This is a genomic window from Pedobacter cryophilus (genome assembly GCF_005116455.1).
Lineage (GTDB): Bacteria > Bacteroidota > Bacteroidia > Sphingobacteriales > Sphingobacteriaceae > Pseudopedobacter > Pseudopedobacter cryophilum.
Genome location: NZ_SWBP01000003.1, coordinates 251,119 through 266,252, shown reverse-complemented (window position 1 = coordinate 266,252; position 15,134 = coordinate 251,119). Strand labels below are relative to the sequence as shown.

At 30.9% G+C, this 15,134-nt stretch carries 17 protein-coding genes; 6 read left to right on the top strand and 11 right to left on the bottom strand.

All coding sequences use genetic code 11. The annotated features are described in order from the left end of the window. Positions 1 to 11 precede the first annotated feature (11 nt). Positions 12 to 923 (top strand): ribonuclease Z, encoded by a 912-nt coding sequence (locus FA046_RS10245; RefSeq protein WP_136826311.1) that lies wholly within the window; start codon positions 12 to 14, stop codon positions 921 to 923. Between the two features lie 9 nt (positions 924 to 932). Here the strand turns inward: FA046_RS10245 and FA046_RS10240 are convergent, their stop codons facing one another. The 5 genes from FA046_RS10240 to FA046_RS10220 are packed head-to-tail and all read right to left on the bottom strand — an operon-like array spanning position 933 to position 4,527. Next, a complete protein-coding gene (locus tag FA046_RS10240) occupies positions 933 to 1,919 on the bottom strand; it encodes a YihY/virulence factor BrkB family protein (protein WP_136826310.1) in 987 nt (328 codons plus the stop codon). After that, on the bottom strand, positions 1,919 to 2,335 hold the full coding sequence (locus FA046_RS10235) for an acyl-CoA thioesterase (protein ID WP_136826309.1): 417 nt from the start codon (positions 2,333 to 2,335) through the stop codon (positions 1,919 to 1,921). Before FA046_RS10235 ends, FA046_RS10240 begins: the two co-directional genes overlap by 1 nt. Before the next feature lie 2 nt (positions 2,336 to 2,337). Next, positions 2,338 to 3,390, bottom strand: a complete 1,053-nt coding sequence (gene mltG, locus FA046_RS10230; RefSeq protein ID WP_136826308.1) for an endolytic transglycosylase MltG — start codon at positions 3,388 to 3,390, stop codon at positions 2,338 to 2,340. Between the two features lie 60 nt (positions 3,391 to 3,450). Next, positions 3,451 to 3,756, bottom strand: coding sequence for a rhodanese-like domain-containing protein (locus tag FA046_RS10225; protein ID WP_136826307.1), 306 nt, complete (start codon positions 3,754 to 3,756; stop codon positions 3,451 to 3,453). Positions 3,757 to 3,759: 3 nt separating this feature from the next. Next, positions 3,760 to 4,527 carry a PASTA domain-containing protein gene (locus tag FA046_RS10220; protein ID WP_136826306.1) on the bottom strand — a complete coding sequence of 256 codons (768 nt, stop codon included), beginning with the start codon at positions 4,525 to 4,527 and terminating at the stop codon, positions 3,760 to 3,762. Between the two features lie 190 nt (positions 4,528 to 4,717). On the opposite strand from FA046_RS10220, the gene FA046_RS10215 reads away from it, so the two are divergent. Further along, positions 4,718 to 5,704: a D-alanine--D-alanine ligase gene (locus FA046_RS10215; RefSeq protein ID WP_136826305.1), complete on the top strand. Its 987-nt coding sequence runs from the start codon at positions 4,718 to 4,720 to the stop codon at positions 5,702 to 5,704. Here the strand turns inward: FA046_RS10215 and FA046_RS10210 are convergent. Together FA046_RS10210 and FA046_RS10205 are read right to left on the bottom strand one after the other, a co-directional pair. Then, positions 5,701 to 6,117 (bottom strand): acyl-CoA thioesterase, encoded by a 417-nt coding sequence (locus FA046_RS10210; RefSeq protein WP_136826304.1) that lies wholly within the window; start codon positions 6,115 to 6,117, stop codon positions 5,701 to 5,703. The genes FA046_RS10215 and FA046_RS10210 overlap by 4 nt on opposite strands. Further along, positions 6,110 to 6,829 carry a class I SAM-dependent methyltransferase gene (locus tag FA046_RS10205; RefSeq protein WP_136826303.1) on the bottom strand — a complete coding sequence of 240 codons (720 nt, stop codon included), beginning with the start codon at positions 6,827 to 6,829 and terminating at the stop codon, positions 6,110 to 6,112. The genes FA046_RS10210 and FA046_RS10205 overlap by 8 nt, the downstream gene beginning before the upstream one ends. Positions 6,830 to 6,911: 82 nt before the next feature. Here FA046_RS10205 and FA046_RS10200 point away from each other — a divergent pair, with 82 nt between their 5' ends. Continuing rightward, positions 6,912 to 8,123 carry a 1-acyl-sn-glycerol-3-phosphate acyltransferase gene (locus FA046_RS10200; protein WP_136826302.1) on the top strand — a complete coding sequence of 404 codons (1,212 nt, stop codon included), beginning with the start codon at positions 6,912 to 6,914 and terminating at the stop codon, positions 8,121 to 8,123. Here the strand turns inward: FA046_RS10200 and FA046_RS10195 are convergent. Beyond that, on the bottom strand, positions 8,113 to 9,171 hold the full coding sequence (locus FA046_RS10195; protein WP_136826301.1) for a VOC family protein: 1,059 nt from the start codon (positions 9,169 to 9,171) through the stop codon (positions 8,113 to 8,115). The two genes, FA046_RS10200 and FA046_RS10195, sit on opposite strands and share 11 nt — an antisense overlap. 1 nt (position 9,172) lies before the next feature. Continuing rightward, complete coding sequence (locus tag FA046_RS10190) at positions 9,173 to 9,880, bottom strand: TIGR04283 family arsenosugar biosynthesis glycosyltransferase (RefSeq protein WP_136826300.1); 708 nt, start codon at positions 9,878 to 9,880, stop codon at positions 9,173 to 9,175. Positions 9,881 to 10,016: 136 nt separating this feature from the next. Here FA046_RS10190 and FA046_RS10185 point away from each other — a divergent pair, with 136 nt between their 5' ends. Together FA046_RS10185 and rpsO are read left to right on the top strand one after the other, a co-directional pair. Next, positions 10,017 to 10,802 carry a DUF547 domain-containing protein gene (locus tag FA046_RS10185; RefSeq protein WP_136826299.1) on the top strand — a complete coding sequence of 262 codons (786 nt, stop codon included), beginning with the start codon at positions 10,017 to 10,019 and terminating at the stop codon, positions 10,800 to 10,802. Between the two features lie 80 nt (positions 10,803 to 10,882). Next, positions 10,883 to 11,167: a 30S ribosomal protein S15 gene (rpsO, locus tag FA046_RS10180; protein ID WP_136826298.1), complete on the top strand. Its 285-nt coding sequence runs from the start codon at positions 10,883 to 10,885 to the stop codon at positions 11,165 to 11,167. A 135-nt stretch (positions 11,168 to 11,302) separates the two neighbouring features. Here rpsO and dnaB read toward each other — a convergent pair whose 3' ends face one another. Beyond that, complete coding sequence (gene dnaB, locus FA046_RS10175; protein ID WP_136826297.1) at positions 11,303 to 12,856, bottom strand: replicative DNA helicase; 1,554 nt, start codon at positions 12,854 to 12,856, stop codon at positions 11,303 to 11,305. A 276-nt stretch (positions 12,857 to 13,132) separates the two neighbouring features. Here dnaB and rlmB point away from each other — a divergent pair, with 276 nt between their 5' ends. After that, on the top strand, positions 13,133 to 13,900 hold the full coding sequence (rlmB, locus tag FA046_RS10170) for a 23S rRNA (guanosine(2251)-2'-O)-methyltransferase RlmB (protein ID WP_136826296.1): 768 nt from the start codon (positions 13,133 to 13,135) through the stop codon (positions 13,898 to 13,900). Between the two features lie 140 nt (positions 13,901 to 14,040). On the opposite strand, the gene FA046_RS10165 is transcribed toward rlmB, so the two are convergent. Then, positions 14,041 to 15,126, bottom strand: a complete 1,086-nt coding sequence (locus FA046_RS10165) for a mannose-1-phosphate guanylyltransferase (RefSeq protein ID WP_136826295.1) — start codon at positions 15,124 to 15,126, stop codon at positions 14,041 to 14,043. Positions 15,127 to 15,134: the final 8 nt, after the last annotated feature.

Sequence of the window (15,134 nt, the reverse complement as noted above, 5' to 3'; positions counted from 1 at the left end):
TTTTACCAATTATGAAATTTGAAGTCACAATATTGGGCAGTAGTTCAGCGACTCCTATTTTTCATAGAAATCCTACTTCTCAAATACTTAATATCAACGAAAAAATTTTGATGATTGATTGCGGTGAAGGCACTCAACAACAAATGCTTCGTTACGGAATTAAATATCACAAAATAGATCATATTTTTATCAGCCATTTACATGGCGATCATTTTTTTGGTTTAATTGGCTTGATATCTTCTATGCATCTAAATGGGAGAACTAAACCCTTATATCTTTTTGCACCGCCAGAACTTCAAGAGATTTTAGATATACAGTTTAAATATTCGGGAACAATTATTAAATTTCCCATTGAATTTCATGCAACTCAAGCACAAAAATCAGAAGTGATTTTAGAAACAAATGATTTTTTTGTAGAAACCATTATTTTAAATCATCGCATTCCATGTACTGGTTTTATTTTTAAGCAGAAAATTAAACTGCGTAAAGTCATCAAAGAAAAAGTAAATCAGTTAGAAATTCCATCTCAATTTCTTCCACTTTTAAAACGAGGAATTGACTTTATAGATAAAGATGGAAATATCCACAAGGCAGAAGATTTAACTACCGACCCGGATGTACCTAGATCTTATGCTTACTGCTCTGATACCCTTGCAGATGGATCTTATTTTCGATATTTACAAGATGTAGATACACTTTACCATGAATCTACATTTATGCATGATATGCAAGATAGAGCAAAAGAAACCTTTCACACTACTTCATTAGAAGCTGCACAAATAGCTAGAGAAATGAATATTAGTAAACTGCTGATTGGTCATTTTTCTGCCAGATACAGAGATCTTACACCGCTTTTATTAGAAGCTAGAACGGTTTTTCCAGAAACTTATCTTGCAAATGAAGGGGAGACCTTTATGGTTTAATTACTAAGATTATTGATTTAATCTTTCTTTTACGGCGTCGCTCTTAAAACTATTAAAGCTAGGTTTAACTATTTTAATACTCCTTTTAGAAAGGTCTAAACTGGCATTTAATTCAAAGCCTATTAATAAAATTAGGGAGTTTAAATATAACCATAACATCATCACCAATAGCGTACCAATAGAGCCGTACAGTTTGTTATATGTCCCAAAGTTATTAATGTAATAAGAAAAAGCTACCGAGCTTAAAACAGCTAATATGGTAGCTAGCCAAGAACCAGCGCTAAAAAATTTCCACTTTTTTGAATTGGCAGGTCCATATCTGTATAGTAAAGAAATGGTCACAAAATAAACTACAATAATAATGGCCCATCTAGAAATCATAATGGAGTAAATCCAAAATTTACCTTCTTTTAAATTTAAACCTACCTTTAAATAGTTTATCACAAATTCTCCAATCACCATTACGGCAACTCCTAATAAAAGTGAAAATGCAATTAGTAAAGTTAGATTAAGCGCAATATATCGCTGTTTAAGCCATGTTCTGGTTTCTACAATTAATGAAGATTTATTAAAAGCTTGCATTAAAGTATGAATTCCGTTGGTTGCAAAAAACAAAGCTAAAATAAAACCAATAGACAATAATTTGCCATTCTGATTTTTCACAATATCTTCTAAAGTTGATTCAAAAGCTAAATATGCATTCTCTGGTAGTAAAAGAGAAATGATAGACATCAACTGATTTTGAAAATTTTTAATAGGAATGTAAGGAATGAGTGTAAATATAAATATGATGGATGGAAAAATAGCCATCATAAAATTATAGGCTAATGAGGATGCTTTATTTACTAATGAATCTTTTTGTATTTCTTGAAAGAAGAATAAGGCTACGGTATATAAAGGGAGAGGACTAAATCCAGGTAAAATAATAAATTTTGTCCATTCTATAAAACGGCGATAAAATTTAAACTTAAACAGGAATTCGTGTAACCACTGCATTAATCTAAGTTAGAAAAATAAACATTAATCTTTTGTTGGAAATTTAATGGAGGCATACAAGGTTTGTTTTTCTTCATATCAACAAAAACCAAAGTAGTTTCTCCTAAATTAATCAATTCTTGTTTTTCATTATACAATTCGTAATTAAAAATAATTCTAACACCAGGCTTTTTATCTATAGTTACCTTTATATTAATTTGTTCATCATATAAAGCAGGTTTAATGTATTTGGTTTTCATTTCTAAAACAGGCATCATTACGCCGTCTTCTTCCATAGATTTATAGGTCATACCTAAACTACGCAACATTTCTGTACGGGCAACTTCATAAAAAGAGGCATAATTACCGTAATACATGTAGCCCATTTGGTCAGTATCAGCATATCTTACCCTTAATTTGGTTTCAAAAACAAACATAGTTACTTCTTAATGTTTCTTTGATTTAATGCGTTTTGAAATTTTCTGGCATTAGCCAAATGTTCTGATAAATTGGTGGCAAAATTATGGTAGCCAGAAAAATCTTCCTTAGCACACATGTAAATATAATTATGAGTTTCGTAGTTTAAGACAGCATCAATAGCTTTAATAGATGGCATCATAATAGACCCCGGAGGCAAGCCAAGGTTCATATAAGTATTGTAAGGAGATTCTTTTCTAAGGTGTTTGTTCAAAACTCGTCTTATCGTAAAATCATTGTTTGCAAAAATTACGGTTGGGTCTGCTTCTAATTTAATTCCTCTTTTTAATCGATTTAAATAAAGGCCGGCAATAATGGGCATTTCTTTATCTACTAAAGCTTCACTATCTACAATAGAAGCTAAAATTGTAACTTCCTGTGGGGTTAAATTTAGCGCTTTCGCTTTCTGTAATCGCTCTGCATTCCAAAATTTTAGGTATTCTTTATTCATCCTGATAAAGAAATCTTTTGCAGATATATTCCAATACATTTGATAAGAATTTGGAATAAACATGGTATAAATGTTATCGGTATTAAAACCATAACTTTTCACAAAATCTGCTGAATCTAATAGTTGAATTAATGATAAGGAATCAAATTCTAATTTTTTTGAAGCTTGGGCGGCAAAATTTTCTTTTAATCTTATATTTCTAAAAGACAGATCTACAGGTTCTTGATTTCCAGCCACAAGCATATTTAAAATTTGCCTGTTATTCATTCCTTTTTCGATAGGATATTTCCCTGATTTAAAACGAGTGCTTAAATCTCTGTCACTAGCCAAACTTAAAAAAGATTCTTTATTAATTAGGAGTTGATTTACATCAATAGAATCTAAAACCTGCTGAAAATTTGCATTTGTTGGAATATATAAATAGGTTTTTTTAGAAACATTTGTGTTTGCCTTTAAATACTTGCTGTAAAGTTTAGGTAAAATGAATGCTCCAACTATAACGATAACCACAACAATAGCTATTGCAATTTTTAAAAAGGCGCTTTTTTTATTTTGATTTACCATTTAATGAGCTGTTTATTTTGAATGTTTTTCTTCTAAATTGATTCACAAATATAGAAAGCTTTAAGAAATTCTTTGAAGTTTAATAAGCCCTCCAATTAAATTTTGAGTGTTTTTAAAGCCCGCATTTTGTAAAATAACTTTTGCTGTTTTACTTCTTACTCCATGTTGGCAAACTACAATAATGGGGAGATCGGGATTGAAATCTAATTCATCATCTTCTAATATTTGAGCTAGTTTTCCTAATGGAATATGCAATCCTCCAATATTGAAAGTATGGAATTCTATTCCCTCTCTAACATCTAATAATTGAATTTCTTTTTTAGATGAAAGCAGTTGAGCAAATTCTTCAACCGTAATATCTTGCATAAATTATTGATTAGAAAGTGTCAAGTTTATTCTGGTACCTATGCTCACTTTTATAACAGAATCTGGAACTATGGTTGGCGTTTGCATAATAATTATTGCACTTGCAGAATCTCTAACCACACCTTCATAAGTAACTGTTCCTAAAGTAAGTGATGCGCCTTTTATAGAAAACATAGCTTCGCTTAAGGTTAAGCCTTTAAGATCAGGAACTTCTACTTCGCTTGCTCCAAAACCATCTCCCAAAATTAAATTGATTCTAGAGCCTTTAGGTATTTTTTGACCAACACTAACAGATTGCCCAGCATAGTTAAAATCTAAAACTGCATCTCTGGCAATATCAGGAGTATAGGTAGTATCCCCAATTTTTAAACCATAATTTTCTAACATAGCTTGCGCCTCTACTAATGTTTTGTTTTCTATATCCGGAAAATTAACATCTGGAGTTTGAGAACTCACAATGGTTAAATAAATCATACGGTTAGTTTTAACATTGGTATTTGGATCTGGATCTTGCTCTAAAACTAAACCAGGTTTTTTATCTAATATAAAAACCGAATCTATTTGATATCTAAACCCTTCTGTTTCTAATAATTGAACGGCGTTTTCTACACTTAAACCTTTTAAATTTGGTACGGGTTTGCCTTCTCCATGTCTTGTATAAAATCTTAAACTTATAAACAAGCTAAAAACCAGAATAACTATTACTACAAAAGCAATAATTAATTGCTTTCTAAAATCTGATGTGGCTAAGTATTTAAAGAATTTGCTCATTAATTAATCAATAGATTGTTCAAAAAATTATCACCTCAAACTTAGCCAAAATTAAAGAAATTGAACTAATAAAAATTTATAAAGGATCATTCACAATTAAAGAATAAATTTATATTTGGGCTTAATTGATGATAAGAGATTGTATCAATAAGTCAGTATCATAAAAAATTTAAATCAGTTTAAAATTTCCATGAAAAAAAATATAGCTCTTCTGGCAGGTGGTTTTACAGGCGAATCTGTGGTGTCTTTAAATAGTGCTCAACAGATAGAATCTCAGTTAGATTATAATTTATTTAACGTTTATAAAATCATTGTTACCAAAGAAGAGTGGTATTATTTAATTGCTGATGATCAAAAAATCATCATTGATAAAAATGATTTTAGTATTACCGTAGATCAACAAAAAATAACGTTTGATGCAGTATTTATTATCATCCATGGTTCGCCCGGAGAGGATGGTAAATTCCAAGGCTATTTTGATTTATTAAACATTCCGTACACTACTTGTGATGCCACCACATCGGCCTTAACCATGAATAAAGGCTATACTAAAGCGGTTGTGAATGGAATAAAAGATTTGCATGTGGCTAAATCTTTACAGTTGTTTACCAAAATAGGCTCCTCAGAATTAGAGATTTCATCACAATTAAAATTACCATTATTTATTAAACCTAATAGTGGCGGAAGCAGCATTGGGATGTCTAAAGTAAATAAATTAGAAGATTTGAAGGAGGCATTAGAGAAGGCTTTCGCCGAGGATGATCAAATTTTAGTAGAAGAATTTATTAAAGGCAGAGAGTTTACAGTTGGATTGTATAAAACCAAAAACCAAGTTAAAGTATTGCCCATCACCGAAATTATATCCTCAAAAGAGTTTTTTGATTTTGAAGCTAAATATACTACCGGTATAACTGAGGAAATTACCCCCGCTGTTTTGCCCCAAGAAATCACCAATAAAGTAGGGGAAATTGTAACGGCAGCTTTTTACAAGTTAAATTGTAAAGGAATGGTGAGAGTTGATTTTATTTTAGAAGAAAATACAGGTAACTTCTATTTTATTGAAATAAATACTGTTCCAGGGCAATCTCAAAACAGTATCATTCCGCAACAAGTTAGAGCAGCAGGAATGGAAGTGAAAGATTTTTATACCCTCTTAATTGAAGAAGCTTTGGCTTAGATACTGTAAAGATCAATCATTTCTTGATTTACAGCTACGCCACGGCCGTTTTTTAAGTCAATCATTATAAAATCAAACCAGCCATCAGTACTTAATTTATTGTTTTTTAGATTGGTAATAATAAAAGTTACTCGGCAACCTTTATTATTAATACTTTCAATACCCGTTTCCACTGCAAATAAATGACCTAAACCCAAAGGTCTTTTATAGTTAATTTGAACCGATTGTACTACCCAACCATAACCCATTTCCATAAATTTCTCCATAGACATTCCGTAATAAAGCTCCATTTGCTCATATCTGGCTGCTAAAACATAATCTAAATAAATGCTATTGTGTACATGGTTAAACATATCAATATCATCTGGTCTCACTTTGTGGGTGGTGGTAAATCTCGAGTATTTTTTAGTCATTCTTTTTTAAGATAATGGTAATTCCGCTTCTAAAATTTTTTGGAATCATATTTTTAAAGCTCCTGTAAATTTTTGAAGTTGTAGAAGGATATTCAAAATATTCGTCCAAAAATACAGTTTCAATATTAAATTTATTTTTAATCGCTAAGTCTGTCAATTCCTTTGCGGTATATTCTCTGTAATGCCCCGGATTAGAAAGGTTTTCTCTTGGCATTTCAAACGGATTTTTGCCAAATAAAATAGCAAGTCTTTTTCTAAACGAAACAGCATTTGGTGTTTGAATAATCAGTATTCCATCTTTATTTAAGCTTTTGTAAAAGTTATCGAATAATTTATCAGGAGAGGTATATAAGTGTTCAATAACTTCACCGCAAATAATAAGGTCGAATTTTTGTGCTTCATCATCTACTTTCCAAAAATTTAAATCTTGCTTTATTAAGGTTACATTTTGAAAAATGGAATGATTTGGTAAATGCCCTCCAAAGCTTTCTTGTTCATCAAAACCTAGCAGACTTAAGTTTTTATCAAATTGTTGATACAATAAATAGCTTAAAAATGAAGGACCTATATCTAAAACTTTTGCAGACTGTAAGTGGGTAATATTTGATAAAATAATTTCAAATCTCTTTGCATGAATTTTTAAATAGAGCTTTTGTTCCTCATTAAGCTGATACTCTTTATTAAAGAAATGTTTAATCTCAATCTTATTCATGGTTATTATTAGAACTGCAAATTAAATCCTCATCCCGAAAGTATAAATTAATAAGAATTATTAGCTTTAAACTTTCATATTTATGCTTTACAACCTTTTCTATTATTTACTAAAGCTTAGTTGCTACCTCTATTTTAGAAAAATAAGGTTATACCAAACACAAAATATCCCATCAAAAAATCCCCTAATTGTTTGTGCAAATCATGGTAATTCATTTATGGATGCCATTTTAATTGCTGTTCTTTTTAAAAGAAAGCTTCATTTTTTGGCTAGAGCCGATGCTTTTAATAGTCCATTTAAAAGATGGTTTCTCTCTAAAATTAACATGATGCCTATTTATAGAATTAAAGATGGGAGAGATGAAGTAAAAAATAACGATGCTATTTTTGAAAAATGCCAACGTATTTTAGAAAATAACGGTGCCATTTTGATTTTCCCTGAAGGGAATTGTGTGGTAGAAAAACGATTAAGAACCTTTAAAGCGGGTTTTGTACAACTAGCTTATGAGGCTAAAACTGATGGATTACAAATTTTACCCGTTACCCTAAATTATAGCAAACCTCTAGAATTTTATACAGATGTTTCTTTAGATTTCTCTAAACCTATTGATGTTTTAAAAATTAAGAAACAAGCACAAGATGATTATATTAGGTTTTCTAAAGCCTTAATTGCTGAAACCAGAGTTAGAATTTCTGAAAGGATGATTGTAATTCCTAATCAAGAAGAGGATGAATTTTATGAACAATTTTTAGAACTAACCAAAAATAATCTCAAAGAAGGTTTTTTGATAGATCAGCTCAAAGCAATTAAATTTTTAAATGAATTAAAAACCGATAACTTATTGTTTTATAACAATTTAAAAGAAAAATTAAAGCATTACTTTAATCAGTTAAGCCATCATCAAATTACTGATGAAGCGGTTGTTTTTAGCGATAATTATAATCAAAATTTGCTTTTTTTAACTTATTCTTTTTATTTATTTGGAGTTATTATTCATTATCTGCCTACGTCAATTATTAGATATATTGTATGCAATTACATTAAAGAAATTCAATTTAAAAGTGCAGTAAGAATGGTTATTGGGATGTTTATTTATTTAATTTATGTACCCATTCTTGTTGTACTAGCATCGCTGTTTTTTGATTTTGGAAGCATTTATTTATTTGGCTTATTGTATTTTTATAATGCCAATTTTCATCAAATTAAATTAATGAAACAGGCATATTTAATGAAATCTAAAAATGTTAATTTTGTTGAAGAAAGAGAAAAATTGATAAAATCCCTTAATCTCTAACGGCTGTCAGGCCCATTAACTTCACCATCCAATCTGGCAAATTCTTATCAGGATTTCTGTTTTTTAAGTTTAGATACAAACCTAATTTCTTTAAAATAGGTACTTTATGTGTTTCTACAAATTCTATTAAAGTGCCATCAGGGTCTTCAATGTAAGAAAAATGACCAGCAGCTTTTCCCATATCAAAACTGTTTTCACTATCTACAGTAAATGGAAATCCAGCTTCAGCACATTCTTGTTTTAGTTGTTTCATCCCAATAACATCAAAACAAACATGAATAAAACCTTGGTCGCCCCAAAAACGGTTTTGGTAAATTTTTACCCCAGCTTTATCTACTCTTTCAATCAATTCAATTTCTGTGGCACCAAATAATTTAGAAAATCCGCCGGTACGCTCTTCATGGTGTCTTAGTAAAACTCTTCTGCAAATGCTTGCCCCTCCGTTTAAGCCATTTAAATCAGCAAAAGATCCAGTTTCATCGTAAACTATTTGTTGATAGCCTAAAACTTTTTGATATAATTTCAATGATTTATCCATATCCGAAACGCCAATTACTATTCCGTTTACACCGCCAGTCAATTTCTTTTTATCACAAAACCAGCTTTTACTCTCTACAATTTCAAACAAATTTTGATAAGGATCTTGTAAATAAAAATGTAAATCTCCCTTTGGGTTTTTCTCTAGGTCACTCTTTAAATCTAAACCTTCTGATTTAAAAAATTGAAAAGTTTTATTGATGTCTAAGGTTTTAATTTTAATAATTTGAAGACCTAAATCACCAATTTTTATGGGTTCTTTTACCGCAAGTGTCTTTCTGTCTTTAAATTGCCATAATTCAAAACCAGCACCGCCTTGCATATTCATGGCTAAAATTGCATGGCGTTTATAAACTTTGTTTCCAGTATATTGATACATTAATGCCGCTTCTGCAGTATCTTCAAATACAGGGACATTCATCCCAAAATATTTTCTGTACCATTTCCATGATTCTTGAATATCACCATAACCAATCCCAATTTGCTGAATTCCGCAGATTTTTTTCTTCATATTAATATTTCAGCTCACTCTTTTCGTGATTCAATAATTTCTTATAAACTTTTATAATTCTATCATGATCTGCTTTTGCATAAAACATCATAAAAGCTGTTAAATTGGCAATATTTACTTTCAAATAACTGTTATAGTCGTATTTTCTGGCAGATACTAGCACATTTTTTGGAATAATTTTAAAAGCGTATTTTTTTCTTGCTCTTATAATAATATCATAATCTTCCATCACTTTATGTTGTTCGCAATAGCCATTTAGTTCATCAAAAAGTTTTCTGGTTATAAATAAAGATTGGTCTCCCCCTCGGCACATTAACCTATCAAAGCGAGTAAAATAGGAATTCAATTTCAGCATCGTTTTATCCGAATTAAACTTAAATCTAAAGCATCCAATTTGGAAACCCTCAGCTATAGATTGTTTAATATCTTCAAAAAATGAAAGTGGAGGCAAGGTATCTGCATGAACAAAGTATAAAACATCTCCTTTACTGTGTTTAGCTGCAAAATTCATTTGCTTTGACCTACCTTTAACCGGAGATTCAAGTACTTGAACACCTGATTTTTTCGCAATATTTTGTGTGTCATCTAAACTTCCCGCATCAACCACTAAAATCTCGTAATCTTTAGAATTATTTTTTTGTAGTTGTAAAATAAGGTTGGCAATATGCTCAGCTTCGTTATATGTTGGAATAATAATGCTTATAAACATGTTATTATAAAGTAAAACATAAATTGCAGACTAATCTTAAAGTCATGATAATGTTATGATAAAACCAAACTACAACTAAATACGTGTATTAGGATGATAAAGATTTGAAAAAAATAAGACAATGAGTATAAATAAAATGAGAATAATAATAGTAATAGCATTTTTGATTTCAAGCATAATTAGCTGCGGAATAAAAAGACCTAATGAAGTCAATAAGGAGATTAAGTCTACAGTTTATAATGGCTGGTCTGAAAATATGCTCAAAAATTTAAAAGCCAACAAAGAGGTAACGGATATTCAAACGAAACTTGCAAATGTCACTAAAGACGAGTTGAATACAATTTTAGTTTTAGATGAGCAAAGAAAAGCCTTCTGGATAAATATTTATAATGGATATATCATTGCGCTATTAAGAAAAGATAAAAGTTTGTTTGATGATAGGGGAGCTTTCTTTACCAAAAAACAGATTAAAATTGCTGGGGAGACATTAAGCTTTGATGATATTGAAAATGGAATGATTAGAAAATCTCAATTTAAATTTGGTTTGGGTTATGTTGGCAAGGTATTTCCTCCTGCGTTTGAACGCCAGCTTAGAGTAAAACAAAGAGATTTTAGAATTCATTTTGCAATTAATTGCGGAGCTAAAAGTTGCCCGCCAGTTAGAATATATGCTGCTAAAACAGTTAATGAGCAATTACAAAATGCAACCAAAATGTATTTAACAGACTTTACCAAATACAATAAAGAAAACAATACCGTAGAAACAAGTACTTTAATGAGTTGGTTTAGAGGTGATTTTGGAGGAAAATATGGAACGAAAAAGATTTTAAAAGAATTTAATTTAATTCCGGATGATAGCAACCCCAACTTAACTTTTGGAAATTATGACTGGACTTTAGATATCAATAACTTTGCTGAGTAATTAATTTGATTATTGAATTAATAACCTTACTTTTGCATTCTATTAATTAATTATTTAACAGCTTTAATATTATTCAGGTAATGTATTTAAGTACAGAAAAGAAAAAAGAGATTTTCCAAAAACACGGAGAAGTTGAAACCAACACCGGTTCAGCAGAAGGTCAGGTAGCATTATTCACTTATAGAATTGCGCATTTAACTGGTCACTTAAAAAAGAATAAAAAAGATTTTTCAACTCAGTTATCACTTCAAAAACTAGTTGGTAAGAGAAGAGCATTATTAGCTTATCTTTTCAAAAAAGATATCAGCAGATACAGAGCTATTATCAAATCATTAGGCTTAAGAGATATCATCAAGTCTATATAACAAATTCTTTATTAAATTAAAAGAGCCATTTTGAAATTCAAAATGGCTCTTTTTTATGTTATTAATTTTTGTTTTTTTAAAGTTCTCTTAGTTTTTATCGACATTAAAAATCATCTAATCGGTCTAAATAATGATTTAGAAAGGAGGATCTTCATCTTCACTATCCCAATTTTTAGGTTTTAGTGTAATGCTTTCAAATTGAGATGAAGGAGATAAGCTCGAAAAAGGATCGGCTCCGCTATCTTTTGTGCTTGGCGTACCATTAAATCCATCTTCTAAATCGGCAAATTTAACATACTTACCAATAAATCTTAAAGGCACAGTTCCGGTTTCGCCATTTCTATGTTTTGCAATAATTACTTCTCCAATTCCGGCAGTAGGGTTGCCATTCTCATCTTGGTCTAAACCATAATATTCTGGTCGGTAAAGAAATAAAACCATATCGGCATCTTGCTCAATAGCTCCAGATTCACGTAAATCTGAAAGCATTGGTTTTTTTGATCCACCAGGTCTGTTTTCTACCGCTCTACTTAATTGAGAAAGTGCAATTACCGGAACGTTTAATTCTTTGGCAACTTGTTTTAAAGCTCTAGAGATACTACTAATTTCTTGTTCTCTATTTCCACTTCCTTTACCATCTGCTTTACCTTGCATCAATTGCAAATAATCAATAATGATCATTTGAATATCGTATTGTGCTTTTAGTCTTCTACATTTTGCTCTAAATTCAAATACATTTAAAGCTGGAGTATCATCTATAATTAGAGGCGCTTCACTTAAATTACCAATTTTAGAAGTCATTTGATGCCACTCCCAATCTAATAATTGTCCTTTTCTAATTTTTTCTTGTTCAATTTCTGCTTCTCCAGAAATTAAACGATTGGTTAATTGAACAGATGACATCTCTAATGAAAAGAAAACAACCGGTTTATTAAATTGTACAGCGGCATTTCTTGCACAGGTTAACACAAAGGCAGTTTTTCCCATCGCCGGACGAGCAGCAATAATGATAAGATCAGATTTTTGCCAACCATTTGTCATTCTATCAAGCGCTGTAAAACCTGATGGCACACCTGTTAAAGTATCGTCTTTCCCTCTTAAAGATTCTAAAACCTTTAAAGATTCTTTGATGATATCGTCCATTTTTCTAGAATCTCTTCTTAAATTGTTTTGAGCAATATCAAAAAGATTTTTCTCTGCATAATCTAATAGTTCAAAAACATCACTGGTATCTTCATAAGATTGATTGATAATGTCAGTAGAAATTCTAATTAACTCTCTTTGAATAAATTTTTGAGAAATAATTCTCGCATGAAATTCAATATTAGCTGCTGATGCTACTCTGTTTGTTAACTCTGTAATATAGAAGGCTCCTCCAACCATCTCTAAGTCGCCTTGTTGTCTTAATTGAGCGGTAACCGTTAAAATATCAACAGGCGAAGAAGCGGTGAAAAGTGTTTGAATAGATTGGAAAATCTTTTGATGAGCATCTTTATAAAAAACATCGGGTTTAAGGATATCTATAACGGCAGAAAGGGCATCCTTTTCTAACATTAAAGCACCTAAAACTGCTTCTTCTAAGTCTAAAGCTTGTGGAGGTAATTTTCCTAAACCAGAAACTAAATTTCCTAGTCTACTTCTTTTATCTTTTGAAAGGGATGTTTTATTGGAATCAGATTCTAAACTCATATTTACAAAAATATACAAAATTGGACGCCTTAATTTAAGAGTTATAAACAGCTTAATTAGTGTATGAGATACACATATCTGATTTTAAGGCCTTTTTGTATATAATTTTCAACAATGCTTGTGGATAACCTGTTGGTAAACTTCAAAATTAGGCTCTAATTGTATGTAGAGGTATTGTTAATAAAAAATGGAAATGTTAGCTAAGTTATGGCTATTGCTTTATGCTATACTTTTTATTAAATGAGTAAAGCGTTTTTTACCTAAATTGCGGCAATTATGGAAAAAAGATTTCAAAATGAGCCCAAAGAGGTAAATCAAATGATTTTTGGTATAAGAGCGGTGATTGAAGCCATTAAATCTGGTCAAGATATTGAGTCACTTTTTCTTCAAAGAGGCTTAGTTGGTGGTTTGATTTCTGAATTAAGGACATTATTGAGAGAATACGATATTCCGTCGCAGCAAGTTCCAATAGAAAAATTAAATAGAATTACTACAAAAAACCATCAAGGTGTTATTGCGTTTATTTCGCCAATTACGTATCAAAAAATAGAAAACATTATTCCTGATATTTTTGAAAAAGGGGAAACGCCATTAATTATGATTTTGGATGGCATTACTGATGTTAGAAATTTTGGAGCAATTGTTAGAACTGCCGAATGTACTGGAGTACATGCTATTGTGGTGCCTAAAAAAGGATCAGCACAAGTAAATCCAGATGCTGTTAAAACTTCGGCAGGTGCATTGTATAAAATTCCAATTTGCAGACATGATAGTTTAATTCAAGTATTAAGATTCTTAAAAGACTCAGGCTTACAAATTGTTGCTTGTACAGAAAAAACAGAAGATTTTATTTACAAGCCAGATTATACTGCGCCAACAGCTATTATAATGGGAGCAGAAGATGAAGGAATTTCTTTTGATTTAATGAGAAATGCAGATTACCTGACTAAAATACCTATGGTCGGTAAAATAGCTTCTCTAAATGTTTCTGTTTCTGCTGGGGTGATATTGTACGAAGCGGTGAGGCAACGTATAAATTCTTAATGCTGTTGAATTGCGCTAAGGATTGAAGCGGCATCCTTTTTTTAAGGATAGTTTTTGGATTATCTGTTAAAAAAAAGATATAGCGTAAAGCCTGTTAAAGCGCCCAAAATTTCAAATCATAAAATTTTGAGCGCTTTTTACTAAATATACTTATTACCAAATCTTTGTTTAACATCAGCAACAACTTGTTTCACATGTTGCTCCTTGTCTTTTGGGCAAATCATTAATGTGTTATTTGCTTCTACCACTATATAATCATGCAAGCCATTTAAAATTACTAGCTTGTCTCCAGGTACGTTTACCATACAATTTGAAGAATCGTACATCATCACTTTTTCTGGGTGAATAACCGCATTGCCTACATAATCTTTATCCGCTAAATCATAAACAGAAGCCCAGGTACCTAAATCAGACCATCCAAAATCGGCAGGCATTACGTAAACGTTTTCTGCTTTTTCCATAATACCGTAATCTATAGAGATATTGGTGCAACGCTGAAAAGCATTTTGAATAAAATCTTTCTCGGTATCTGAATTGTATGCACCTTTTCCGTCTCTAAAAATCTCACTCATTTCTGGAAGATGTTTATCAAGAGCTGCAATAATCGCATCAACCGACCAAATAAAAATACCAGCATTCCAAAGAAAATCTCCACTTGCTAAAAAAGTTTGTGCAATTTCTAAAGAAGGTTTTTCTGTGAAAGTTTTCACCTTATATAAGTTATCAGCTAAAGCGGTATTAGAATATTGTATGTAGCCGTAACCTGTATCAGGTCTTGATGGTTTAATTCCAAGGGTGATTAAACAATCATTTTCTTTAGCCGCTTCTAAAGATTTATTGATGATGTCAATAAAATTTTCTGTTTCTAAAATTAAATGATCAGAGGGAGCAACAACAACTAATGCGTCTGGATTTAATTGTTTAATCTTATAGCAGCCATAAGCAATACAAGGAGCTGTATTTCTCATAATAGGCTCACCAATAATTTGATTATCAGTTAACTCAGGTATTTGTTCTTTTACCAAATCAAAATAGTTCTCATTGGTTAAAATGTAAATGTTTTCTACCGGAAGAATTTTTTTAAATCTTTCAAATGTATTTTGAATAAGGCTTTTACCAGTACCTAAAACGTCTAAAAATTGTTTTGGATAAGTGGTTCTGCTAACTGGCCAAAAGCGACTGCCAATACCGCCAGCCATAATTAGCGCATAATTATTGTTCTTCATTTAAATTA